The sequence below is a fragment of the Anaerococcoides asporogena genome, from assembly GCF_029590275.1.
In the GTDB taxonomy this organism is placed as follows: Bacteria; Bacillota; Clostridia; order Clostridiales; family Clostridiaceae; genus JG1575.
Genome location: NZ_CP120965.1, coordinates 2,714,299 through 2,737,706 on the forward strand (window position 1 = coordinate 2,714,299; position 23,408 = coordinate 2,737,706).

Annotated in this window: 23 protein-coding genes and 10 tRNA genes; 5 read left to right on the plus strand and 28 right to left on the minus strand. The window is 49.5% G+C overall.

Annotated elements, in window-relative coordinates; genetic code table 11:
- Nucleotides 1-230: 230 nt before the first annotated feature.
- The 4 genes from P6M73_RS12435 to P6M73_RS12450 form a co-directional block, all read right to left on the minus strand.
- On the minus strand, nucleotides 231-1,316 hold the full coding sequence (locus P6M73_RS12435) for an IS3 family transposase (protein WP_277853365.1): 1,086 nt from the start codon (nucleotides 1,314-1,316) through the stop codon (nucleotides 231-233).
- Nucleotides 1,313-1,591, minus strand: coding sequence for a hypothetical protein (locus P6M73_RS12440; RefSeq protein WP_277853366.1), 279 nt, complete (start codon nucleotides 1,589-1,591; stop codon nucleotides 1,313-1,315). Before P6M73_RS12440 ends, P6M73_RS12435 begins: the two co-directional genes overlap by 4 nt.
- 753 nt (nucleotides 1,592-2,344) lie before the next feature.
- Entirely contained in the window at nucleotides 2,345-2,836 is a 492-nt protein-coding gene (locus P6M73_RS12445; RefSeq protein WP_277853367.1) for a hypothetical protein, read from the minus strand.
- Between the two features lie 3 nt (nucleotides 2,837-2,839).
- Nucleotides 2,840-3,955 (minus strand): amidase domain-containing protein, encoded by a 1,116-nt coding sequence (locus P6M73_RS12450; protein ID WP_277853368.1) that lies wholly within the window; start codon nucleotides 3,953-3,955, stop codon nucleotides 2,840-2,842.
- Nucleotides 3,956-4,453: 498 nt separating this feature from the next.
- Between P6M73_RS12450 and P6M73_RS12455 the strand changes: the two genes are divergently transcribed.
- The gene (locus tag P6M73_RS12455) at nucleotides 4,454-4,915 is read left to right on the plus strand and encodes a helix-turn-helix domain-containing protein (RefSeq protein WP_277853369.1); all 462 of its coding nucleotides are present in this window, start codon (nucleotides 4,454-4,456) and stop codon (nucleotides 4,913-4,915) included.
- 447 nt (nucleotides 4,916-5,362) lie between these two features.
- Here the strand turns inward: P6M73_RS12455 and P6M73_RS17040 are convergent, their stop codons facing one another.
- Nucleotides 5,363-6,040, minus strand: coding sequence for a DUF6431 domain-containing protein (locus P6M73_RS17040; protein ID WP_489666505.1), 678 nt, complete (start codon nucleotides 6,038-6,040; stop codon nucleotides 5,363-5,365).
- Between the two features lie 155 nt (nucleotides 6,041-6,195).
- On the opposite strand from P6M73_RS17040, the gene P6M73_RS12460 reads away from it, so the two are divergent.
- Nucleotides 6,196-6,579 (plus strand): phosphatase PAP2 family protein, encoded by a 384-nt coding sequence (locus tag P6M73_RS12460; RefSeq protein WP_277855772.1) that lies wholly within the window; start codon nucleotides 6,196-6,198, stop codon nucleotides 6,577-6,579.
- Between the two features lie 195 nt (nucleotides 6,580-6,774).
- Here P6M73_RS12460 and P6M73_RS12465 read toward each other — a convergent pair whose 3' ends face one another.
- On the minus strand, nucleotides 6,775-8,487 hold the full coding sequence (locus tag P6M73_RS12465) for an ABC transporter ATP-binding protein (protein ID WP_277853370.1): 1,713 nt from the start codon (nucleotides 8,485-8,487) through the stop codon (nucleotides 6,775-6,777).
- 284 nt (nucleotides 8,488-8,771) lie between these two features.
- Between P6M73_RS12465 and P6M73_RS12470 the strand changes: the two genes are divergently transcribed.
- Both P6M73_RS12470 and ndk read left to right on the plus strand, forming a co-directional pair.
- Complete coding sequence (locus P6M73_RS12470) at nucleotides 8,772-9,518, plus strand: glycerophosphodiester phosphodiesterase (RefSeq protein ID WP_277853371.1); 747 nt, start codon at nucleotides 8,772-8,774, stop codon at nucleotides 9,516-9,518.
- The gene (ndk, locus tag P6M73_RS12475; protein WP_277853372.1) at nucleotides 9,493-9,891 is read left to right on the plus strand and encodes a nucleoside-diphosphate kinase; all 399 of its coding nucleotides are present in this window, start codon (nucleotides 9,493-9,495) and stop codon (nucleotides 9,889-9,891) included. The genes P6M73_RS12470 and ndk overlap by 26 nt, the downstream gene beginning before the upstream one ends.
- Nucleotides 9,892-9,979: 88 nt before the next feature.
- On the opposite strand, the gene P6M73_RS12480 is transcribed toward ndk, so the two are convergent.
- The 15 genes from P6M73_RS12480 to P6M73_RS12550 form a co-directional block, all read right to left on the minus strand.
- Nucleotides 9,980-10,660, minus strand: a complete 681-nt coding sequence (locus P6M73_RS12480; RefSeq protein ID WP_277853373.1) for an HAD family hydrolase — start codon at nucleotides 10,658-10,660, stop codon at nucleotides 9,980-9,982.
- A complete protein-coding gene (locus P6M73_RS12485) occupies nucleotides 10,627-11,166 on the minus strand; it encodes a dihydrofolate reductase (RefSeq protein ID WP_277853374.1) in 540 nt (179 codons plus the stop codon). Before P6M73_RS12485 ends, P6M73_RS12480 begins: the two co-directional genes overlap by 34 nt.
- A complete protein-coding gene (locus P6M73_RS12490; RefSeq protein WP_277853375.1) occupies nucleotides 11,166-11,957 on the minus strand; it encodes a thymidylate synthase in 792 nt (263 codons plus the stop codon). Before P6M73_RS12490 ends, P6M73_RS12485 begins: the two co-directional genes overlap by 1 nt.
- Nucleotides 11,958-12,196: 239 nt before the next feature.
- On the minus strand, nucleotides 12,197-12,925 hold the full coding sequence (locus tag P6M73_RS12495; RefSeq protein ID WP_277853376.1) for an N-acetylmuramoyl-L-alanine amidase: 729 nt from the start codon (nucleotides 12,923-12,925) through the stop codon (nucleotides 12,197-12,199).
- A 72-nt stretch (nucleotides 12,926-12,997) separates the two neighbouring features.
- Entirely contained in the window at nucleotides 12,998-13,825 is an 828-nt protein-coding gene (locus tag P6M73_RS12500) for a nitrilase-related carbon-nitrogen hydrolase (protein ID WP_277853377.1), read from the minus strand.
- 95 nt (nucleotides 13,826-13,920) lie between these two features.
- Nucleotides 13,921-13,995: transfer RNA gene (locus P6M73_RS12505), tRNA-Arg, on the minus strand.
- A gap of 83 nt (nucleotides 13,996-14,078) precedes the next feature.
- Nucleotides 14,079-14,154: transfer RNA gene (locus P6M73_RS12510), tRNA-Pro, on the minus strand.
- Nucleotides 14,155-14,183: 29 nt separating this feature from the next.
- Nucleotides 14,184-14,259: transfer RNA gene (locus P6M73_RS12515), tRNA-Lys, on the minus strand.
- Nucleotides 14,260-14,263: 4 nt separating this feature from the next.
- A tRNA-Gln gene (locus P6M73_RS12520) sits at nucleotides 14,264-14,338 on the minus strand.
- A 116-nt stretch (nucleotides 14,339-14,454) separates the two neighbouring features.
- Nucleotides 14,455-14,530: transfer RNA gene (locus P6M73_RS12525), tRNA-His, on the minus strand.
- A gap of 5 nt (nucleotides 14,531-14,535) precedes the next feature.
- Nucleotides 14,536-14,612 (minus strand) — tRNA-Arg (locus tag P6M73_RS12530).
- Between the two features lie 10 nt (nucleotides 14,613-14,622).
- Nucleotides 14,623-14,696: transfer RNA gene (locus P6M73_RS12535), tRNA-Gly, on the minus strand.
- Nucleotides 14,697-14,698: 2 nt separating this feature from the next.
- Nucleotides 14,699-14,770: transfer RNA gene (locus P6M73_RS12540), tRNA-Gly, on the minus strand.
- Nucleotides 14,771-14,799: 29 nt separating this feature from the next.
- Nucleotides 14,800-14,884 (minus strand) — tRNA-Leu (locus P6M73_RS12545).
- A gap of 56 nt (nucleotides 14,885-14,940) precedes the next feature.
- A tRNA-Gln gene (locus P6M73_RS12550) sits at nucleotides 14,941-15,016 on the minus strand.
- Between the two features lie 531 nt (nucleotides 15,017-15,547).
- On the opposite strand from P6M73_RS12550, the gene P6M73_RS12555 reads away from it, so the two are divergent.
- Entirely contained in the window at nucleotides 15,548-16,765 is a 1,218-nt protein-coding gene (locus P6M73_RS12555) for an NAD(P)/FAD-dependent oxidoreductase (RefSeq protein ID WP_277853378.1), read from the plus strand.
- A gap of 266 nt (nucleotides 16,766-17,031) precedes the next feature.
- On the opposite strand, the gene P6M73_RS12560 is transcribed toward P6M73_RS12555, so the two are convergent.
- The 7 genes from P6M73_RS12560 to gatC form a co-directional block, all read right to left on the minus strand.
- Nucleotides 17,032-17,535, minus strand: a complete 504-nt coding sequence (locus tag P6M73_RS12560; protein WP_277855773.1) for a metallophosphoesterase family protein — start codon at nucleotides 17,533-17,535, stop codon at nucleotides 17,032-17,034.
- On the minus strand, nucleotides 17,535-18,170 hold the full coding sequence (gene rdgB, locus P6M73_RS12565) for an RdgB/HAM1 family non-canonical purine NTP pyrophosphatase (protein ID WP_277853379.1): 636 nt from the start codon (nucleotides 18,168-18,170) through the stop codon (nucleotides 17,535-17,537). The genes P6M73_RS12560 and rdgB overlap by 1 nt, the downstream gene beginning before the upstream one ends.
- Nucleotides 18,171-18,173: 3 nt before the next feature.
- A complete protein-coding gene (rph, locus tag P6M73_RS12570; protein ID WP_277853380.1) occupies nucleotides 18,174-18,881 on the minus strand; it encodes a ribonuclease PH in 708 nt (235 codons plus the stop codon).
- A gap of 2 nt (nucleotides 18,882-18,883) precedes the next feature.
- Nucleotides 18,884-19,870, minus strand: coding sequence for an AIR synthase family protein (locus tag P6M73_RS12575; protein ID WP_277853381.1), 987 nt, complete (start codon nucleotides 19,868-19,870; stop codon nucleotides 18,884-18,886).
- A gap of 324 nt (nucleotides 19,871-20,194) precedes the next feature.
- Nucleotides 20,195-21,634 carry an Asp-tRNA(Asn)/Glu-tRNA(Gln) amidotransferase subunit GatB gene (gene gatB, locus P6M73_RS12580; protein WP_277853382.1) on the minus strand — a complete coding sequence of 480 codons (1,440 nt, stop codon included), beginning with the start codon at nucleotides 21,632-21,634 and terminating at the stop codon, nucleotides 20,195-20,197.
- Complete coding sequence (gatA, locus tag P6M73_RS12585; RefSeq protein ID WP_277853383.1) at nucleotides 21,631-23,094, minus strand: Asp-tRNA(Asn)/Glu-tRNA(Gln) amidotransferase subunit GatA; 1,464 nt, start codon at nucleotides 23,092-23,094, stop codon at nucleotides 21,631-21,633. Before gatA ends, gatB begins: the two co-directional genes overlap by 4 nt.
- Nucleotides 23,081-23,386, minus strand: coding sequence for an Asp-tRNA(Asn)/Glu-tRNA(Gln) amidotransferase subunit GatC (gatC, locus tag P6M73_RS12590; RefSeq protein WP_277853384.1), 306 nt, complete (start codon nucleotides 23,384-23,386; stop codon nucleotides 23,081-23,083). The genes gatA and gatC overlap by 14 nt, the downstream gene beginning before the upstream one ends.
- Nucleotides 23,387-23,408 lie beyond the last annotated feature (22 nt).

Genomic DNA, 23,408 nt, shown 5'->3' on the forward strand with positions numbered 1-23,408 from the left:
TTCAGCTTACTAGCGCTGGCTGTCAAGGTAGTTGTCAGTAATTCTTAGAAATATTATCGGCGAATCTTCCGTCCCTGAAAAGGCCATCGACAGTTGACCGTCATCGGGCTGGCTATTTTATATTGATCCCGAGCCATGGTGTCAAGAGCCCTCTCTGAGGGCCATTCCTTGACACCATGGCAGGACCAACATTTCATATCCGTAGCTGATGGCCGGTGTTACTGTTCAAATCAGGAAGCTATAATTTCAGCATCAAGGGTTTTCTTGTCAGAAGCTGACTTCTCAGGATTCAGCCAGACCTCATCTGGAAGAGTCCAATCCCTTGTTGCCGAGGACCAGCGTTCTGGATGCTTGGCTCTGGCCGCCTTATAGACCACTCTGCGCTGTTCCAGAATCTGTGCCCCAATACCACTGTGTCTTTGATTAGTGGTCAGAAAATTGATACCACTGTGTCGGTGCTGGTGATTGTACCAGTTGACAAACTTTTTGCACCACTGCCGTGCCTCCTCCAGGTCTTGAAAGCCTTTCGGCTGGTAATTGCAGTTGTATTTCAATGTCTTGAACAGGCTCTCGGCATAGGCATTATCGTTGCTGACCCGTGGCCTGCTGTTGGATGGTGTGATGCCCAAGTGATAAAGAGTTTCCAGCATGGTTGCGCCTTTCATGGGACTTCCGTTGTCTGAGTGAAGGACAAGGGGTTCTTTGTTTAGTCCAATCCGCTCCGAAACTATACCTCGTTTCACCAGCCGGCTGGCATGCTCTGCTGATTCGCTGGACCATACTTCCCAAGCCACGATTTTTCTGCTGAAAAGATCAGAGAACAAATACAGGTAGAAAAACATGCCCTTAACCGGGCCATTCAAATAAGTTATGTCCCACATCCAAACTTGATTGGGAGCGGTTGCACAGTGGGTGGAAAGTTGGCGAGGGCTGCTTTGGGCGGCTCGGCCTCGATGGTTCTGCATATTCTCTTCCCGGAGTATTCGATAAAACGAAGATTCAGATGCCAGATAGATCCCCCGATCCGCCAAATTAGGCACAATTTCGCATGGCGAAGAGCTTTTGAATTCAGGACTGTTGACTACTTTAATGATTTCAGTGCGTTCTTCCTTTGACAGCTTGTTGCTCGGCTCAGAGCGCTTCGCCGTTTGTCTTCGGTCAATATAGTCACCGGTAGTCTTGGAGAGGCCGACCCAGCGATAATAGGTGCGTTCAGTAAGACCAATCTCCTTACAGGCAACTGGCTTTCTGGCTCCATTCGTTACAGGTTCATCGATTAACAGGATGGCTTTGATGCGATCTGAGGCGTTAATCATTCGTCCTCGTTTTCCGTCAAGTTTCCCCAAATCGCATTCGCTTTTTTTCGAAGTATCAGCAGAGCCGCCGTTTCTGCCAGGGCTTTTTCCTTGCGCAGAAGCTCTTTCTCCATGAGTTTTAACTCTTTGTCCCTTTGTCTCAAAGCTTTATTCAGACGGTTGGCTTCTTCCGCCACCCCGCCATTGGCCTGCATGCAGGCGTTTTTCCACCGTTCGATCTGCTCAGCGTAAATGCCTTTCTTGTGGCAATACTCCGCCAGATCAGTTTCAGTCATCCCTGCTGTCTCAACTACGATCAGAAACTTGTCCTCTGTGGTCCAATCATCCGAAGGCGCATCAGTAGCAGGGGCAGCCTGCCCGTTTGCTCTGGCGCCATCTCTTCATTTTCGAAGTGTCGCTTGCGGGATCCCTTCTTGTTTGGAAATCCTGGAGATTGATTGATTATTCGGAGGCAGCATTTTCGCAACCATTGCATCTTTTAACTCTTTGCTATAAACCATTATTATCCTCTCAGTAGGTATGCTTACTATACTATGTTGAATTCCTACTGACAACTATTCTGACACATAGGGCTAGGCGCATCGGTTATGTTGTGTTACCAGACCACTGATTTCTGATTAGGATTCCGCTTTGTTGTCCAAGACTTCACTTCTTGATTCATCATCTCAACTGTTCCGCCCAAATCGGTTTGGTCTGACATACTGATGCATCACATCTCCGTCAGCCCCCCTACAGGTTCTGCGAAGAGGAACAGGGTGCAAATGCCTTGCGAATTTACTCGTTGTCTTGATTGCGCACAAATCCAGGTGCTGCTGGAATTGGCTTTCTGACCTCATCCAGCAGCTGGGATGGCTTTTCATCCATGCAGATAACAGGAATTGTTCTTATATTGACATCAATACGTTCGTTTCGACGTGAAGTATCCTGATACAAGCATCCAGTCGGCTCATCCGCCAGGTTTTGAATGATTCACTGTCCAGAAACAGCTCGATGGCGACTCGCTGTTTCTGACCGGCTTTCGCTGAACTTTAATAGACAGAGCTGAAATCCGCAATGTAATAATTACCCTCAGAATCGATTTCCAAGAAAAAATCTCTGGTAACGTTATTCTCCCCTGGATTAATATTGGAAGGTATGTAATTATCCTCCATTATTTGGGTAAACTTTACAGGGACCTTGATTGTTCCATCTGAATATGTTGCCTTATTAAAATTTATTTCTATATCTTTAATGCATACTAAATATTGTTGCAGTGCATCCCAATCTTTTTGTTGCATTTCATATGATTTTTTTACAACAGACCTATACTCGTCCAATCTGTCCTTATTTAATGAATCAAAATAAGCCATAAGCGTATTTTCTACTTTCTCCTTATCATATTCCAAAGGTTGAGAACGTACACTTTGACTGCTTTCTTTTACAGGTTGGGTTTTGACAGGAGTTGAATTATTATTACAGCCCACGCCCACACTAAGCAAAATAATCATTCCTATTAAGGAAACTATAGATTTATTTTTCATTACTTACCTCTCATAACCTGTAAGGTGTATCCATCTTTTTGATCCAACATAGTCATTGATTGATTTATTATCTGCATCTGAAGTATGAGCCGCTACTAATGTGCCAGTCGGAAAACCAGCTTGAAATCTAACGATCGTGGTGCTGTGAGCAAAGGTTCCATCTGAATTAAAATCAATTTGAATAATATCACCCACTTGCATTCCATAATAAATCATGGAGGTAGTTGCTAATTCACCTTGAGGTCCTCTCCCTGTATTTCTAGTTAAGTAATTGAATAAACTACTAACACTTGTCCAAGATGCTGCCCTATCGTTATAGCTGTTATAATACCATTGAAGATCTCCACTGGAATCCATCACCCCATTAGAACCGGCATAAATCACCTGTGATACAAAATTAGTGCAATCCCCACCATTATCATCAAAATTACCCCACTGAGATGGTCTTGTGTTAGCATTATTATGAGCATAAGTAACCATTTCGTTTCGATCTAGCGATAACAATGACCCAGACAAGGGGCGCATAAAAACAATTGGTTCTTCTAAAACTTCCTCTAATTTCTTCTCAGATAAGATGTTTCGTTTTTCGTCATCAAAAAGTTTTTGTACATCTCCACCTTTTCTTCTAAAAACCCCAATAGGATCATCACTATACATTTCCCTGATTTGAGGTTGCACCATCAACGCTTCTTTAGTCAAATAAAATTTAAACCTTGTTGATTCAGATGAACCAATATCACTTGAACTATATTGATAAATTTCCGTCAAGACTGCATCAATGACAGCATTTTGCCCATCAATAATACAGGAATAGAACTCTACTTTTGATTCTAAAAGTAGAGGATTTAAATTAAATGCAGATCTTCTCTGTTGAATTATTTTAATCTTGCCTTTTAAGAACTGTTTTAACTCCAATGACCGATCCCATATTGTAGACAGATTTGATTCTTCCAAGGGTGTTTGAACATACTTAAATTTTTCTACATCATTAAAATATTCCTGAACTGTTGATTTGAAGTCAACTTCCGGCGCAACACCTTCCAAACCAAGTGCAGTATAGCCACCGAAACCAACAGCTGACAAAATCATAACCAATGCTAAAAATCTTATTCTTTTCATCTCAATTCAACTCCTTGAGCATTGCGCTATCACACGTCCTTGTGAACATCCATCGCTTCAAGAAGAATTTTTCCTTCAGATACCACTGTTCCCAGTACAACACTGTCTATCATCACTAATATATTTGACATCCAATACTGCAATATCCTTAATCCTAGACGCAAATTCAACCTCCTTTGAATCGATTATAGCAGTTTATGTGAAATTATTCAAAATTCATTAAATTACTATGTATTTTTTATACACATTAGAAGATTTGCTGCTTACTCATGTTTTATGAAACCTATCCAAGCACATTGCTCACTTATTAATAAAACAACTTGTCCATTACCGGAATCAAGAAGTTTGAGTTGTTTGAATTTTAATTTCCCTTCGGTTCTAAGGTTATTCAGAAGTGGTTATTAACCACGATAATCCGTTGGACTAAGCACGTTGTAACCTTTAAATATATACTATAAACTCATATCTTGGTATCCTTTATGTAGGGGGGGGGAGAATATGTCCAAGGTATCGTATGTTGTTGACCTCAGTGATAAAGAACGTGTGAAACTCCTAAACATTGTCAATAAAGGAAAGGCAACCACGAAACGGATCCTCCACGCTAATATCCTCTTGGCTGCAGACATTAATAATCCAAACAAAGCCAGTTCTCCGGTGATTGCAGAGCGCTTTCATGTGCATCGGCAAACCGTCCAGACAGTTCGGAAAACATATGCTACTAAGGGTCTAGAAGCTTCGCTCAATCGAAAGAAACGTACAAAGCCACCTATTGATCCAAAACTTACAGATGATATCGAAGCCAGAATCATTGCCATCTGTTGCAGTAATCCACCTCCAGGGTTTGAGCGGTGGACTTTACGTCTGGTTGCAGAGGAAGCAGTCAAGTTAGAGATCTTTCCAACAATTTCTCATACGTCCGTGGGTAGGATCTTAAAAAAAACGAATTTCAACCTCATCTGAAGAACTGCTGGTGCATTCCGCCATATCAAAGTGCAGCGTTTGTCGCTTGCATGGATGACGTTCTGGCGGTATACACTCGCCCTTTCAATCCATCCATTCCAGTCATCTGCATGGATGAAAAGCCATGCCAGCTGCTGGATGAGCACAGAAAGTCAATTCCGACAGCTCCTTGATGTGTGTGCAAGCAAGACAACGATTATATTCGCAAAGGTACTTGCATCCTGTTCCTTTTTTCGGCATCAGACCATCAAAACCGTGTTTGCGATAATTGTAGTACCACCTCTCCAGTGTGATGGCGGAGATGATGGTGTCGACCCCATTGGGGGTCGTGTAGATCTTGTTTGCGGCGTCTCAAAAACCGCCTGATTGCTGAGGGCATCCTCGGCGACCCCGCTCAGGAGCGGAGCCAGGATCCCATAGCGGAACAAGGCGGTTTTTTGTCGTTTGTCATCGTTCATTATGGTATCTCCCTATGATGATTTTACTGATCATAGCAAGGGTAATGGCGATGAGACGGCTCGTAAAAGCAAGTTGTGTGGGTTCAGCAAAACAGCAGATTGGGCGTACATTTAATCTGCATAAGCTGTCGACTAGAGGCGCGAAAGCAGGCTGGGACGATATTTTGACCAGTGGGATCTGAAAAGCGGTCAGACGGGGCAGCCAATGCCGCTTAAACTGGCGAATGATGTAACCAATGGCTGATTCGTCAATGACGGGCTGCTCCGCCATGATGGGCTCCATGCTCTCGCCGGCCAGATGGGCTTGAAGGATTCGGACCTGGTCTTTGAGTAGGATCGAGGAATAAGGAACGAGCCAATCAGGCGTCAGAACGTGGGTCCTGCCGCAGGACTTACAGATGACCCGGTAAATTTTAATGCGCTGATAGCCCAGCGAGAACTTGATTTTCCGGGTGTAAGAGCCGTGACGGATCAGATCCCCGCACCGACCGCAGGTGCAGCGAAGCTGGTGGAATGGAATTTGGTCGATGAGCTCGTTGTAGGCCGCTTGGTGGTCCTCTTGGGGAAATTGGTTGCTTTTTGGAAGATAAATAGTTATTATGATATCGCACCCCGAATTGGTGTACCCTGAGAAGTTAGTTCTTATCAGGGGGAGTAGAAGGCAGATGCGAACTGTGGTAGGGGCTCATCTGCCTTTTCGTTTACAGTAAAATACTATATTACCATTAATACAAAACAAGCATCAAACAATTTGGCTGGATTTCAGTCAAGAGGTTTGATGCTTGTTCTTTAATTAATCCGACTATAATCCCTGATTTCAATATCAGATTTCTTGCGGTTCTATACTATACCTTATCTTCACTGGCGAGCTTCATGATCTTTATCTTGTTCCAGAACGAGGTTCCTCGGCTGACACAGGTATCCGGCAACAGCCTGGCCGAACGCCTGCTACGGTTCACCCGAAAAATGGATAATCCTTACAATGGATTCCCCTCCATTCATGTCCTCGCCTGCTCCATGACCATTCTGGCAGTTCAATCATCCACATTGCCCGATGCCTGTAAAGTGTTCATCTGGGTATCACTACTTATGATCATCGCTGCTACCCTGACCACCAAACAGCATGTGGTACTCGATCTGGCCGGAGGCTCTTTCATGGCTATTCTCGGCTGGTGTCTTACTATGAATCTGAATGTTGCACTGTAAAAAACGCCTCTTTCCTTATTGATAGGAAAGAGGCGTTTTTATGATCATGGAACGAGCGGATTATCGGATCTTTGCCTTGAACAATGCCAGATTCCGCTTCTAATTGAACTGCAAATGACTGCTTGCTGAAGCGATCCACGGGTGCTGATGCAGCTTACGATGCCGAAAGCGCTTTTACTTATTCGGTTCACTTGATCAAAATTGCGTCTGGTAAAGATCGGCATAGACTCCGTTTTTAGCGATTAATTCAAGATGTGTTCCTTCTTCCGCGATGCCGCCGGGCACAAGAACCACAATGCGTCTGGCGTTTCGGATGGTAGCCAGTCGATGGGCGATAATGAATGTTGTCCGTCCCTTGGCAAGTTCTTCGATGGACTGCTGGATAATTCTCTCCGACTGATTATCCAGGGAAGAAGTCGCTTCATCCAGAATCAGAATCGCCGGATTTTTCAGGAACATGCGTGCAATGGATAGACGTTGCTTCTGACCGCCTGAGAGTTTGACTCCGCGCTCGCCGATATTCGTCTCGTATCCATTGGGGGTTTCCATAATAAAGTCATGGGCATTCGCCAGTCGGGCTGCCTGAATTACTTCTTCCCGGGACGCCCCCAATTTCCCGTAAGCAATGTTCTCAAAGATTGATCCAGAGAACAGGAAGACATCCTGCTGTACAATTCCAATGCTGGAGCGCAAGGACTGAAGCGTAACATCCTGGATATTTTGCCCATCCACCAGAATCTCTCCGGAAGCGATCTCGTAAAAACGTGGAATTAGAGAACACAGGGTGGTTTTTCCGGCACCCGAAGGGCCAACCAGCGCGATCGTCTCTCCGGCATTCACGGTGAGATTGATGTTGGACAGAACCTGTTCCTGATTATCCTTGTATTTAAAGGTGACATTCTTAAATTCCACATCACCCCTGACCTGGGTCAGTTCAGAAGCCTCCGGTTTGTCATTGATTTCCGGTTCCAAAGCCATCACTTCAGAGAACCGTTTGAAACCGGCCATTCCGCGCTGGAACAGCTCGGCAAATTGAGCCAGGCGACGAACGGGACTGATCATCAATCCCATAAACAGAATATAGGCAGCCAGATCCGCAATGGTAATCTGTCCCTGATAAACAAAATATCCTCCGAATGTCAAAGCCATCAGATTCAGAAGATTGGCGAAAAAATTGATTCCGCCGCCAAAGATTCCCAGATAGCGAACGCTCTTGCCCCGGAGGATTTTAAACTGGTTGTTTCCCTGGTCAAACCGTTCCTTCTCGAATTCCTCATTGGTAAAGGACTTGACAACCCGTATCCCTGAGATGGCATCTTCCAGGTTGGCGTTGATTTCTCCCAGAGAAACCCTCAAATCCTGGAAACTGCGCCTCATACGGCGATTGAATGACATGGTGAACCAGATCAGAAAAGGAATGACCGCAAATACAATCAATGTCAGAGGAACATTGATCCCAAGGAGCAGGATAAAGGATCCCAGAAGCATGATGGTCGAAATGAACAGATCTTCCGGACCGTGATGAGCCAGTTCTGAAATTTCGTTCAGGTCATTGACCAGCCGGGACATGATTTGGCCGGTCTTGGTATCGTCATAATAAGAGAAGGACATTCGCTGCAGCTGACCGAACATATCTTTGCGCATGTCGTACTCCATCCGAACACCCAGGACATGCCCCCAGTAGCCAACGATGTAATCAAGTAAAAAGCGAACCGCATAAAGGACAGCCAGGAATCCCCCAAAGCGAACGATCATGGCCAGGTTTTGATCCGGAATGAACTCATTGATGAATCGGCGGGTCACCATGGGAAATACCAGATCACTGGCCGAAATCAGGAAAGCACAGACCAGATCAATAAAAAACAATGTTTTGTGAGGTTTATAATAACGTATAAATTCCTTAATCATGAGATTCCTCCATTTCATACCAATCTATTATATACGATCAATCACTCCCGTCTGTTCTTCATTTCTTAAAATCTGACTTGATTATCCGGATTCCCCAGCATCTCGTTTAATGTGCTCGAATATTCCATTCACGATTGAAGACTAGGACCTTTTCAGGGAGCTGGTATCCCGTAACAGACGGAGTGATCCGGCGACATTGAAAATTTGATCCAACACCCTGAAAATGATTGGCCTCAGTAGGGTGATATGTTATTATGAATAAAATCCTAATAAAAGGAGAAGCCATGAAAATTTATGCACACCGGGGTTACTCCCGCTATTATCCGGAAAATACCCTGATTGCATTTGAAAAGGCCCTGGAAGCAGGCTGCGATGGAATAGAATGTGATGTTCAGCTGACCCGGGATCGTGTTCCCGTCATCATCCACGATGAGAAGATTGACCGGACTTCTGACGGCAAAGGCTATGTTAAAAATTACACCTACAAAGAGCTACTGAATTTTGATTTTTCCCGGATCAGACCAGGATCCTACGGCCCTTGCCGCATCCTCACTCTGAAGGAACTTCTTGAAGTGATCCGGCTCTCAGGGAGAAACATAACCCTGAACCTCGAACTGAAGAATTCAATTATAGAATACAACGGACTGGAAGAAATCGTCCTGGCTGAAACAAAGGAATATGAGAATGATTTCGAGATTATTTATTCAACATTCAATCACAATTCCATTCGTCGGCTGATTCGTCTGAAAAAAGATATCAAGGCTGCGCCACTGGTCAATCGCTCCCTACCCGACCTGGTCCGCTACGTAAAGAGCCTGGGAGCCAGCGGAGTCCACCCTTCCATATTAATATTAAGTGAAGAAATCATTCAGAGCCTCCTGGAGAATGATATCTATGTTAATGTGTATACCATAAATGACATGGATCTGGCCAAACGATTGTCAGACCTCCACGTCACGGGAATATTTACAGACTACTGCAAAGAAATGAAGGAGGCTCTCACTTTTGGAAAAGAGTTTAGTATTGATTAAACCGGATGCGGTCCGACGCAACCTCATCGGGGCTATCATCGCGATGTATGAGAACCATGGACTGGTGGTGCAGCGGCTGGAAAAGCTGACTCCCCACCCCGACCAGGCAAAAGCCCATTATGCCGAACATGAGGAGAAACCTTTCTACCCGGGACTGATTGACTCGATCCTGTCCGGCGACATCGTTGCCATGGTGGTTGAGGGTGAAAGGGCAATCGAAACAGTCCGTCGGATCAACGGAGCGACAGACCCTCGAAAAGCGGAACCCGGCACAATTCGCGCACTCTATGGCGAAGAACTCCCCAACAATTCCGTTCACGCCTCGGATTCTGTAGAATCCGCCGAACGTGAAAGCGCCATCTGGTTTCAATAAAAAAAAGAAAAGTTGAAGTCAGGACAGGAATGTCCGTTCGGCGGTCCCTTCCGACCTGCCGGCTTCAACTTTTCTTTTTTTATTTATGTCACATTGTCGCTGCCAAAGTCAGGATATGATCCCTGAACTCAAACAACGAATCAAACATCAAATCGGCGTGCTCCCTCATCTGTTCATCCGGACGGATTAGGTCAGGGATCAGGACCGTTTGGGCACCGCTTCTCCGTGCTCCGATGATGCCATTTCTGGAATCTTCGACAATCATCGCCTCAGTCTCTTTGACCCCGGCTCGGGTCAGGCAGCGGTTAAAGATTTCCGGATCGGGCTTTGAATGAACCACTTCCTCACCGGAGATCAAAAACTCAAAATATCTCAGCAGGTCATTGCGTTCCAGAAATCCCTCCGAGCGCACTTTGGCGGAGGAGGTGGCAACACAGGCTCGAATCTCCAGATCCCGCAATGCCCCCAGCAGCTCCTGCACGCCGGGCTTCATAGGAATACCCCGGGTATAATGTTCCTGGCAGATGGCTTTCTTCCGCTGATAGATTTCTTCAAAGGGAAATCCTGGCCCGAACAGATCCTTGGACAAGTCCTGAATCGATTGAGCGTTTCGCCCGATATAGGGATGAAACTGTTCTTCCTTCAGACTGACCCCGTATTCCTGTCCTGCCTGTATCCACGCCTTGATGGAGATGGGCTCTGTATCGAGCAGCGTTCCATCCAGGTCGAAAATTATTAGTTTCGGGAGTTTTCCAGTTCTTCTTCCCACTCTTTTTCCTCCAGGTCACTCTCCACACGGTCGTAGTTGGCAAAATTCAGCTGGATCCCCGTTTTCTCATCCACCGCTTCCCATTCCTCGGTCAGCATGAATTCGTCCGAAGGAATTTCCGGGAAATAAGTATCCCCATCCCAGGACTTGCCGATCCAGGTCAGATAAAGTCTTGTTGCATGAGGCAGCATCAGGCGGAACAGCTCTCCGCCGCCGATGATGAAGGCTTCCTCTTCCGAATCAATGTACGGCTGAATTTCCTCCAGGGAGTGGATCACGAGAACTTCCGGATGATCGACACGAAAATCCTTGTTTCTGGTCAGAACGACGTGTCTGCGGTTGGGCAGAACGCCGGGAAGTGACTCAAAGGTTTTTCGTCCCATGATGATCGTGGAGCCACCAGTGATCTCGCGGAAATGCTTCAAGTCTCTGGGGATATGCCAGATCAGCTTGCCATCCTTCCCAATGACGTTGTTTTCCGCAATAGCTACAATAATTGATAACATTAAACTGAAACCTCCATGTCAATTTTACCTAAGTGTTCATACCCCTCCAGACGAATGTCCGCTTCGCTGAAATCGTAGAAATTCGTGATTTCCGGATTCAGCCATAATTTCGGGGTTTTTTTTGCGTGCGCGGCACGGGACAGCTGTTCCCGCATGCCTTCCAGCTGATTCTCATAAACATGAGCATTGTTGATGACGTGGGTGAACAGACCCGGCCGCAGGCCGGAGACCTGAGCCATCATACAGGCAAGAACCGCATACTGTGCCATGTTGAAGGGCACTCCCAGCGGCATGTCTGCGGAACGCTGAACCAGCATCATATTCAGCCGGCCATCGGTTACGTCCCACATGGTCAGGAAAGCACAGGGATAGAGTGCACCGCCTTCCAGATATTCATTCTGCCACAGGCTCATGATCATGCGGCGATCCTGGGGATTGTTCCGGAGAGAATCCAGGAGCTTGTCGACTAACTTGAATTTATTCACAATCCAGCCATAGGAGGTCCCTATGGTTTGATCCGGAAGAGTCCATTCATCCCAGATATGGACATTTTGCTCATGAAGTCGGGCAATGGAGTTGCTCTGATCCTTAAAGATCCACAGCAGCTCCTTCACAGCTGTTTTAAAGGCTACGAACTTGGTTGTCAAAATGGGGAATTCTTCCTCCAGGTCAAACTGCATGATCTGATGAGGCAGTTTGTATGTGGCAACTCCGGTTCGATTCTGATCATAATATCCTTTTTCAAGGACCTGCTGAACAATTCCAAGATACTGTTCATCTGCTTTGGACATGACTCTTTTTTCCCTTTCTTTGTACTTGCCGGCCATTCCGGACTGATCCGCACTAGCCGGATCACCAGTCAGGACTCCGGCAATGCCGCTTCCTCCTTCCGGAGGATCCAGGATACGACGCCGTCGTATGGTTCAAGGCATTTTACCTTTCTTCTTATTATACGTGGATTGAAAGTAGAGGGAATGTTATCCAATGGAATTTCACAGATATTCATGAAAGAGACACAAAAAAGGGCAGTTTAGAACTGCCCGATCGGAACGATATACTTTTTGTTGATGAAACCGACATTCACGCCATAGTCAATGGACCACCAGTCCCTGAGCAGATTCAGAAGTCGGACCGGCTCGCCCCGGGAGAGAGTGCCGATTACCGGGAATTCCATCCCCCGGCCGCTTCGGACATTCAATATCCCCGCTGTGACAATGCCGATCGCAGTCTCGTCCTTGGCCGGCTTTGGTTTCTGCCAGCTGGCATTTTGTTTCAGTACCCAGTGTTTTCTATGACCAGCCACAATCCGGCAGAACCGTTCCCATAGTTGCGGCTGGTCCAGCATGCGTCTGGGACAGTACTTCCCCGAAACATCGCGGTGACGAAGCAGCACCTCGATCCCCAGCTCGTCCATCAGCGCGGCCGTTAAAAGCGCGGTCCGGTACCAGGCGGAGAAATAACCTCCGTTGACACATATTTCGATCCCGATTGTATTGTGGTTGCCATAACCGGTAAGAGGACGGCCACAGTGCCAGGCTGCCTTATCATGACTCAGCAGCCGAATGATCTCCCCGTCATCGACAATATAATGACAGCTGACTTTCACTCCGGGAGTTCCGAAATACAGGCTGTGGTTCAGCGCCCCTGCCGAAGGGGCTGGATTGTCCGTTTCATGAATTACGATTGCCGCGGGATGGTTGCCAAATCCATGATTCGCCACAATCAGCCGCTCTCTGAACTGCAATGATTTCTTCTGCATAGCATCACCTCAGTTTACAAATAGGCGCCCCCGCCCGCAATGGCAAACCTTTCGGGCAAATATACTGATTTTCTATTTTTTCAGCCTGCTTCGGAAGCCATCATAGACTTCATCCCGGGCTGTATCCAGCAGCGGCAGCAAGTGCTGCTGCCGTCGAACCGCCTGAGTATCCAGATCATAAAACAGGACTCCTTCACCGGTCTCCTTGACTGCCACGACCTGACCACTGGGATCAATGACCATGGAATGACCGAAGCTTTCCGCTTTTTTCTTTACACCGGTCTGATTGGCGGACACAATGAAGACTCCATTTTCCATGGCCCTGGTTTTCAGCGCTGCTTCCAGGTAATGCCGGCCGGTGTGCATTGAAAAATTGCCGGGCACAAAGATGATCTGGGCCCCGGCCCGAGCCATCAGACGAAACAATTCAGGAAAGCGAAAATCATAGCAGATTGCCGTTCCTGCCGGAATCCCCAGAATGCTGGTTACCACGATTTCATTTCCCGGTGAATACAGCTCATCTTCCCGAAAGGTTTCCCCCGAGGGTGACATCCCCCGAAACAGATGGAGTTTGGAGTATCGTCCTGAAATCCCGCCCTCCGGATCCACCAGAAATGCCTGATTATAGGGACGGGGCAGACCGGAGTCAATGAGCACAGATCCGGCATGAATCGCAAGGTGATACTCTCTGGCCAGGCGAATCAGCAGCTGTTCCGTTCTTCCGTGTTCCGACTCATAGTAGATGTGACCGCGGCGGAACGGCAGAAAATTCATGAACTCCGGAAAGGCAACCAGCGCCGCACCTCCCTGTGCTGCCTGTTTCACATATTTTATTACTTTCATCAGATTCTGCTCGATATCATCAGTGGAATCCATCTGAACCAGCGCCACTCGAATCATAGTTACCTCCTCGGATCGGCTTTTACTCGCCGTATTGAATCATCAAGTCAAAAAATGGAAAGGATCCCGTTCCATCGGAACGGGATCCGCTTATTTGGTGCACCATACTGGAGTCGAACCAGTGCCTAAGGCTTCGGAGACCTTTGTCCTATCCACTGGACTAATGGTGCCTGTTAGTGAAATTACTTACCGCAGCTTCATTGGGTGGAAGACTTTTGAAAAAAAAAGCTCCGATACCTCGGAACCGGTGATTTGGTCGGGGTGACAGGGATTGAACCTGCGACCTCATGCTCCCAAAGCACGCGCGCTCCCATCTGCGCTACACCCCGCAACGAATCCCGAACTTTCCAGAAGAAAATGGTGATCCACCGGGGAATCGAACCCCGGACACCATGATTAAAAGTCATGTGCTCTACCGACTGAGCTAGTGGATCAGATTGGCTGGGGTAGCTGGATTCGAACCAACGAGTGCTAGAGTCAGAGTCTAGAGCCTTACCGCTTGGCCATACCCCAATAAGTATTCTTCCGAAATGTACGGATCGATCCATCCATTTCTGAATGGCAGTGTCTTCCGTCAGATACGGCAAGGAACTTGTTTTGAAGTGGAGAAATTCTCCCTGATTATTAAATGGGGTGGACGATGGGACTCGAACCCACGACAACCAGAACCACAATCTGGCGCTCTACCAACTGAACTACGTCCACCATGATGGTGCGTCACAAGAGATTCGAACTCCTGGCCCTCGCCTTAGAAGGGCGATGCTCTATCCGGCTGAGCTAGTGACGCTAAAAAAAAATGGAGCGGGTGAAGGGAATCGAACCCTCACGACCAGCTTGGAAGGCTGGGATTCTACCATTGAACTACACCCGCGGAGCGGAAGACGAGATTCGAACTCGCGACGTTCACCTTGGCAAGGTGACGCTCTACCACTGAGCCACTCCCGCATACTCATATTCCATTTTTTTCTTTTCATTGGTGCAGGTGAAGGGAGTCGAACCCCCACGCCGTCAAGCGCTAGATCCTAAGTCTAGTGCGTCTGCCAATTCCGCCACACCTGCCTGAACCAGTGATAAGGCTATTATACAACACACTCCAGTAATTTCAAAGGAAAATTTGGCTGGGATAGCTGGATTCGAACCAACGAAATGCCAGAGTCAAAGTCTGGTGCCTTACCGCTTGGCTATACCCCAGAATCGCTTTCGTCTGTCTTCCAGTCTTACCGAAGAAGCTTTCGCCTGCCCCGCTTTTGTGGGTTGTATCTTGACGACAAGATATATTCTACTACACTGCCCTGTCCCCGTCAATAAGAATCTTTGATTTTTTTCAAGTTTTTTTTACTTGATGATTTCATCAATCCTTACCAGCGCTCATTCTCGAGTGGAGAAAAAGTGACTGCTTTGTTAGTATAAGGGAAGAAGAGTGGTTTGACAATGGGGTTTTCAAAAATTTGCGAGGACTTTTTTCCAGCCAGCGAGAAGCCGTGCCGAATCATGAGTTCGCCGGTGTCTACTTTTGAACACCCGGTTGCGGCAAATCAGTCTGTCGGAACCAAAGAATCCATTGGTAACACTCAAATAAATGGGTGCCGCACAATCCTGCGGAGCCGGGACCAGAAGACAAACACCTTTGGTTCACCTGGAGGGCGCAGATAATCCGGATGTCCCAGGCCGCCGCCCTACTCCACCCTGTCTGACCAGACAAACCACACCAAGGAGGCAATTATGGAACTTTACAAAGGTAATCGTTACTGGCCGACCACATGGCAAACCAACTCCATGTCCTTGTCCCGTACCAATTCGACCTGTGATGTCGCAATCATTGGAGGCGGAATCAGCGGCATGCTCAGCGCCTATGTCCTGGCCCGGTCAGGATTGAAGGTGACCTTGTTCGAACAGGGGCGCATCGGGAACGGTTCGACCTCTCTGAATACCGGACTGATTCAGTACATGAGCGATGATCTGCTGATCGATCTGGCAGAGCGGTTCGATCTGAAAACAGCCCGGCACTTTTACTGGGCTTCGTTCGAGGCCCTGGATCTGCTGGAAGAAATAGCAGTCGAACTGCCTCAAAACCCCCAGCTCCGCCGTAATAACAGTATTTATCTGGCAGCTGATGCGTCAGAACTCAGCAGATTAGGTGAGGAAGCCCTGGCTCATCAGGCCATCGGCCTTCCCACCCGGCTCATTGACGAGCGTGAACTGGCAGACCGGCATCATCTCCGGGCGACAGGGGCGCTCATGACAAGGCGGGATCTGGAGCTTAATCCCTATCAGTTCACCCGCTTCATGGCCGAGACCGCCATGGAGCGTTACGGACTGGTGATCCATGAAGACATTCAGGTCAGAGAAAGTGACATTGACCTGAACCGCAAGATCCTGGTACATGGCGAAATCACCTGCCAGTTTGACCGCCTCCTCCTGGCAACCGGCTATGCCCCCCTGCCCTTTGTCAGGAGCCATCTGCCGCAGATGAAGCTCATCAGTACCTTTGCCTGCATCACACAGCCTTTGGCCAAATCCCGGCTCATCCCTTCTGACTGTATGGTCTGGGAATCCGCCCGCCCCTATCTTTACTTCCGAAGCGCCATGGACGGCCGCCTGATCGTCGGGGGCGCCGACGAGGAGAATACCCGCCTGAGTGCGGGAAAAGCCGCCAGAATCGGTCAGGAGCTTCTCCATCAGGTCCAGCAGCGGTTGATCGAACCGTCTGGTCTGATTCCAGAATTCACCTACGAAGCCATCTTTTCGGAGAGCGGCGATGGTCTACCCTACCTGGGACCGCACCCTCATCACCCGGAGGTGTTTCTGCTGCACGGGATTGGGGGCAACGGGACCGTCTATTCAGCCATCGGTGCAAAACTCGCCCTCCAGTTTGCGCAGGGGCGCCTGGATCCAGCGTTCCGTTATCTGTTCCCCGGACAAACGCGAACTCTGACTTGATGCCCTTCCCCATTCACCGATCCCCCTGCATTATACCTGATAAATACTGTGCTTCACGGTCCGGCAATCTCCCCTTTCACTAATTTTTCTCACAAAAACGGACAGCCCCTCCAGGAGAGACTGTCCGTTTTTAATGGGAAAAGCAGCTGTCAGGAGCGGCAGCCGCGGCGGTTTCCCGCAGCGGCTGCACACAGCGGCCGGATGCTGTGGATGCGCGCATCCCCGTTCTTACCTGTTTGATCGGTCATCCAATTCCTTCCGCTCGGTCAGACATTATTGGGGGGAAGCGGATCGTCGAGCCAGTAGACCTGAGCGGTAAGCTCGCCGCGTCGAGTCTCAATCATGGCCGCTGCTGGGCGGGAGTGCCCCCTTGGCTCTGACGCTGAACCAGGATTCAGAACCAGGATGCCATTTTCCATTGAATTAAACGGGACATGCGTATGGCCATAGAGAGCCGCCTGACACTGACTGGCTTTCGCTTCTTCCAGAAGGTTCTGATGAGTATAGCGGACATCCAGCGTGTGGCCATGCGTCAGCAGAAAGCGGATTCCATCCACCTCGTGAACGGCCTGGGCCGGATAAGGTGAGGAATAATCCATATTGCCGGCAACGCAATATACCGCCATATCGTACTCAATGTCAAAGTCAGCGACATCCGAACACAGATCCCCCAGACAGAACACCGTAGTCACCTGGAAGTGCTGAAAAAGCTGGAATGCCTTCTCCACAGCCCGTCGGTTGCGGTGGGTGTCGGACAGCACTCCGATCATCAAAGCTTCTTCAGCTCCTTTTTCAGTTCCTGCAAAGCTCGGCCGCGGTGAGATACACTGTTCTTTTCCAGGGCGGTGGCTTCGGCAAAGGTCTTGGTCAGATCACTGGAGAAAAACAGCGGATCATACCCAAACCCCTGGAAACCTTTCTGTTCCTCAATGACGTAGCCTTGGGTTTCTCCCTGGACCCGGATCTCCTTTTTATGTCCCACCAGAACCATGGCGCAGACAAAGCGGGCCGTCCGCTTTTCCATGGGGACCCCTTTGAGATCTGCCAGAAGCTTGGCGTTATTGGCCGCGTCATCCGCCTGCTTGCCGGCATAGCGGGCGGAGTAAACACCGGGCGCTCCCCCCAGGTAATCCACCGCCAGGCCTGAATCATCTGCCAGCACCAGGATGTCGCGGTAGCTTTTCTTATCTTTTTTTGCCGGATCTTTCTTCTCCGCAGTTTTAATGTACTCGTAAACAGCCCTGGCTTTGATGGCTGCGTTTTCCATAAAGGTTGCTCCAGTCTCTTCCGGTTCCAGCTTGATCCCTTCGTCTTTGAGGGAGTGAACTTCAAAGCCGAACTCATTCATCATCTCCCGGATTTCTTTGATTTTATGCTGATTGTTTGACGCTACAATAATTTTCACTGCCTACTCCGCCTCCTGTCTTGTCAGGATTTCCCGAATGCCGCTTTCCGCCAGGGCGAGCATTATATCCATTTCCGCCCGGGTAAATGCTCTGCCTTCTCCGGTGCCCTGAATTTCAATGAATTCCCCGTTGCCGTTCATGATCACATTCATATCCACATCAGCTTTTGAATCTTCCAGATAGCAGAGATCAGCCATTGCCTGGCCGCTCACCATCCCTACACTGAGGGCTCCGACCTGACCGGCCAAAGGATTCTCTGCCAGGATCCCGCGCTCCACCAGACGGTTGCAGGCCTGTTTCAGAGCCCGGTAACCGCCGTTGATGGCAGCGCAGCGGGTGCCGCCGTCAGCCTGGATCACATCACAGTCAATGATCAGGGAATTTTCCCCCAACCGGCTAAAATCCATCACCGAACGCAGGGAACGGCCAATCAGACGCTGGATCTCACTGGAACGCCCATCCAGCTTCAACCGGGCGATATCACGCTGCTTGCGGGTCAGAGTAGATCCGGGCAGCATGCTGTATTCCGCCGTCAGCCAGCCTCGGCCGGTGCCATATAAAAAGGGAGGGACTTTGGGCTCAAAGGAAACGGTGCAAAGCACTCGGGTCTTTCCGTGGCTGACCAGCACCGAAGCCAGCGGATTCTCTATAAAGTTATCTTCGAACGTGATCGGCCGAAGTTCCTGATTTTCTCTTAGATCCTGTCTCATAGCTACCTCTCAAACACTCGATATATTTCATCTTTTGCAACCGGTTCAATGGATTCAAGTGTATCTTCATCCAGCAGTATGAGTTCCTGCTCCCGGGTAACATGGCCAATGATCGCCGAATCAATCCCCCGCGAAGCCAGTTCTTCCACCAGAGTTTCGGGGTCATCCGTCCCAAAGAGCATGGCTCCGGAGCTGATCAGCCTGGTTTCATCCAATCCAAGAGCTTTGGTAAGCTTCAGGGTTGCCGGGTGAAACGGCAGATCGTCCCGATTGATCAGGCAGCCTCGACCGCTGGCAGTCACGACTTCATAGACCGCACCCAATATGCCCCCTTCCGTGACATCATGCATGGAGTGGACTCTCAATTCTTTCCCGACCTGGCCTTCTGGAATGACCGACAGCATACCTCGGAAGGCATCTACTTCCCTCCGTTCATCTTCCGTCAGCACCTCTGCGGCCAGCGTTTCTTCCAGGTCCGCTAAGATCAATGTTCCTTCAATCCCAAGGAATTTTGAAACTACCAGAGTATCCCCGGGACGCAGTCCCGCAGAGTAAATCTCCTCCCCTTTGGGCACCCGCCCCACAGCCGTCACTGATACAATGGGTCGAGTCACGCTGTCCGTCACTTCCGTATGTCCGCCCAGAATCTGAAGATGATGATGAACGCAGGCCTCATCCAGTTCGGCCATGATGGTTTCCAGCACTGAGTATTCCGTTTCCGGGGGAACCAGAATGGTGACCAGCAGGCCAATCCCCTCCGCGCCGGAAGTAGCAATATCATTCATGTTGATGTTGAAGGCGATGGTTCCAAGGTCTGACTTGGCAGCAGTCACCGGGTCCGTGGACAAAACCAGGGTCTGGTCGCCCATTTCGATGTAGCTGCAGTCTTCCCCCAGCTTTCCAGCCAGAATGACCTCTGGCCGCTTTGCCCCCTGGTAGCGCTGGAGAAGATTCGTCAGATTGTCCGCCGTTAATTTTCCCGTTTCCATATTCACAAGTTCCTTATCTTATTTTCTGTGTACTATTCTATCACTTTTTCCGAGTGAAATACCCTTGACCCCAGTCATTGATCCTTGTTCTGATCCTTGTACTGGTCCTTATACTGATCCTTGCATAGCTCCTTGCATAGTTCCTTGCATTGTTCCTTGAATAGTCCCTCGCCCGCTGCCTTGTCAAATTCCAATTGGTTGATCCCTGCTGATATTTTCCAAAAGACCGCTCACTAAAGACATATACTGGACAACGCAAAGGAGAACGCCCCTTTTGGAACCGTCGAGATCAACTCGACAGCTCAGGGGCGTTCATCTATTCTTCTATACTTCGGCGCGACGGCTGATTTCCTGCGCCACGAGTTCATTCACTACTTTCGGATTGGCGGATCCCTTGGAAGCCTTCATGACCAGACCCACGGCAAATCCAATGATCTTAGTCTTGCCAGCCCGGTAATCCTCCATCACTCGCGGGTTATCATCCAGCACCTGGCGGATGACGTCCAGAATTTTCCCTTCATCGGATACCTGAGCCAGACCCAGTCGTTCAACCAGTTCGCCGGGCTTTTCTCCGGTCCGGAACATTTCCTCTACCACCTTCTTGCCGGCGGCGTTGGAGATCTTGCCTTCCCGGATCAGAACAGTCAGCTCATGCAGATCCTGCGGAGCAAATTTCAGTTTGCCGGCCGTGATGGCTTCTTCGTTCATCAGGCGGGAAATATCCCCCATCAGCCAGTTGGCTGCAGCCTTGCCATCACCCGATATCGCTGCGGTTTCATCAAAGAAGCAAGCCAGTTCATCGGACAGGGTCAGCACGGAGGCGTCATATTTTGTTACACCGTAGGAAGCAACGAACCGTTCCGCCTTTTCGTGGGGCAGTTCCGGGATGGTCTGGCGGACGGCCTCAATCCACTCATCGGTGATTCGCAGCGTAACCAGGTCCCCTTCGGGGAAGTAGCGGTAATCATTGGCCATTTCCTTGCTGCGCATCAGGATGGTTTCGTTTTTCGTCTCATCCCAGCGGCGGGTTTCCTCGGAGCGTTCAATCCCCTCTTCCAGGGCTCTGATCTGCCGGGCTGTTTCAAACTCCACCGCTTTTTCCATGGATTTAAAGGAATTCAGGTTTTTGATTTCAGCCCGGACACCGAACTCCGTTGCCCCCTCCGGCATAACGGAAACATTCAGGTCAACGCGCAGAGATCCCTCTTCCATCCGGACATCGGACACTTCCAACGCCTCCAGGATGGAGCGCAGCTTGGTCATATAGAGGGTGGCTTCCTCCTTGGAGCGCAGATCCGGTTTCGAGACGATCTCAATCAGCGGGACGCCGCTGCGGTTGAAATCAACCAGGGTTCCTGCCTTGGTATGGAGCTGCTTGCCCGCGTCTTCTTCCATATGGATCCGCTCGATGCCGATTTTCTTCTTCTCGCCGGAAGCCAGTTCGATCTCGATCCAGCCATCGGAACAGATCGGCGTAGCCTGCTGCGTAATCTGGTAGTTTTTCGGCGTATCGGGATAGAAATAGTTCTTCCGGTCATAATGCTGCACTCGGTTAATCTGGCAGTTCATTGCCAGGCCGGCTTTGATCGCCGAATTGACGACCTCCTGATTAATGACCGGCAGTGCGCCGGGCAGGCCCAGACAGACGGGACACACATGGGAATTCGGTTTCCCGCCGAACTGGGTGGAACAACTGCAGTAGGCCTTGGTTTTCGTGGAGAGTTCCACATGACATTCCAGTCCGATTACTGTTGTGTAATTCATAATGTCGCCACCTCCGGATATCTGGTGATATGATCATGGGCTTTCTCGTATGCATATGCGATCTGGAATAATTTGGGCTCGCTGAAATAATCCCCGATCAGCTGACACGACATCGGAATTCCCTCGGCGAATCCCATCGGGAAAGCAATGGCCGGAACTCCGGCGATGTTGGCCGGTACGGTGTACAGATCGTTGAGGTATTCATCAATAATGTTGTCGGAGCGTTCGCCCAGACGTCTGGGCCCCGTCGGCGTTGTGGGGCCGATGATGGCGTCATACTGAGTGAAGACCCGGCGCAGTTCTTCCTTGATCAGGGTTCTGACCTTGAGTGCGGTGTTGTAGTACGCATCATAGAACCCTGCGGACAGCACATAGGTGCCCAGCATGATCCGGCGCTTGACCTCCTCGCCAAAGCCTTCCGACCGTGATCTGGTATAGAGATCCCTGGCACTGACGGGATTTTCAGCCCGACGGCCGTAGCGGATCCCGTCGAACCGGGCCAGATTACTGGAGGCTTCAGCGGATGCCACGATATAGTAGACTGCCAGTGCATTGTGGGCAAAGGTCAGGTCGATTTCATCCACGGTGGCACCCAGGGCGCGATATTCTTCAACGGTATGCAGCAGAAGACCCTTCATCGGTTCTTTCAGCCCATCCAGAAAGCTCTTGGGCAGCGCCAGGCGGATCCCGCTCAGATCAGCCGTCAGCCCCGCCAGGTAATCCGGTACGGGCTCATCGGCTGTGGTGGAATCCATTGGATCCACGCCGGACAGAACGCCCGCCATCAGGGCGCAGTCTCTGACATCACGGGCGAATACGCCCACCTGATCCAGCGTGCTGCCGAACGCCGTGATGCCGTAACGTGAAATCCGCCCATAGGTTGGTTTGAGTCCGACCAGGTTATTGAAAGCGGCCGGCTGACGAACTGAACCGCCGGTATCGGTGCCCAGAGTTATCGGTGCCATCATGGCCGAAAGGGCTGCCGCCGAGCCGCCGGAGGACCCGCCGGGAATCCGGTCCAGGCTCCATGGATTTTTGGTATCGCCATATGCTGAATACTCCGTGGAGGATCCCATGGCGAATTCGTCCATGTTCAATTTGCCCAAAATGACCGCTCCGGCCTCCTTGAGCTTTTTCACAATGGTGGCATCATAAGGAGCCACGTAACCCTCCAGGAATTTGCTGGCGCAAGTATTCTGCATGCCCTCCACGCTCATATTGTCCTTCAGGGCAATGGGCAGTCCGTGCAGCGGTCCCCGCAGGGTTCCCGCCGCCCGTTCCTGATCCAGAATTCTGGCCTGTGCCAGCGCTTCTTCCCGGGCAACGTAGAGAAAGGCGTGGATCGTGGGATTCAGACGGTCAATCTGGTCGAGGTATTCCCGAACCAGGCCTTCGGATGTAAGATCACCGGCATCAAGCTTTGCCTTCAGCTCCAGCAAGGTATGTTTAATATTCGCCATCTTCCACCTCAATGACCGACGGGACCAGAAGATAGTCTTCCACCCGTTCCGGCGCGTTCAATAACGCCTTGTCCGCGCCGATTTCACCGGTCACTTCATCTGTCCTGAACCGGTTTTCGATATAGACCGGGTTCAGCGTCAGCCCGACGCTTTCCAGCGGCAGGGACTGCAGTTCTTCCACATACTTGAGTATGTTGTTCAAATCCTTGATCAGACCGTCCTTTTCATTCTCTCCGAACGAAAGACGAGCCAGATCAGCAATATGTTCCACGTCTTTGATTGTTACCGACATTGCATGCTCCTATTTATAAAAA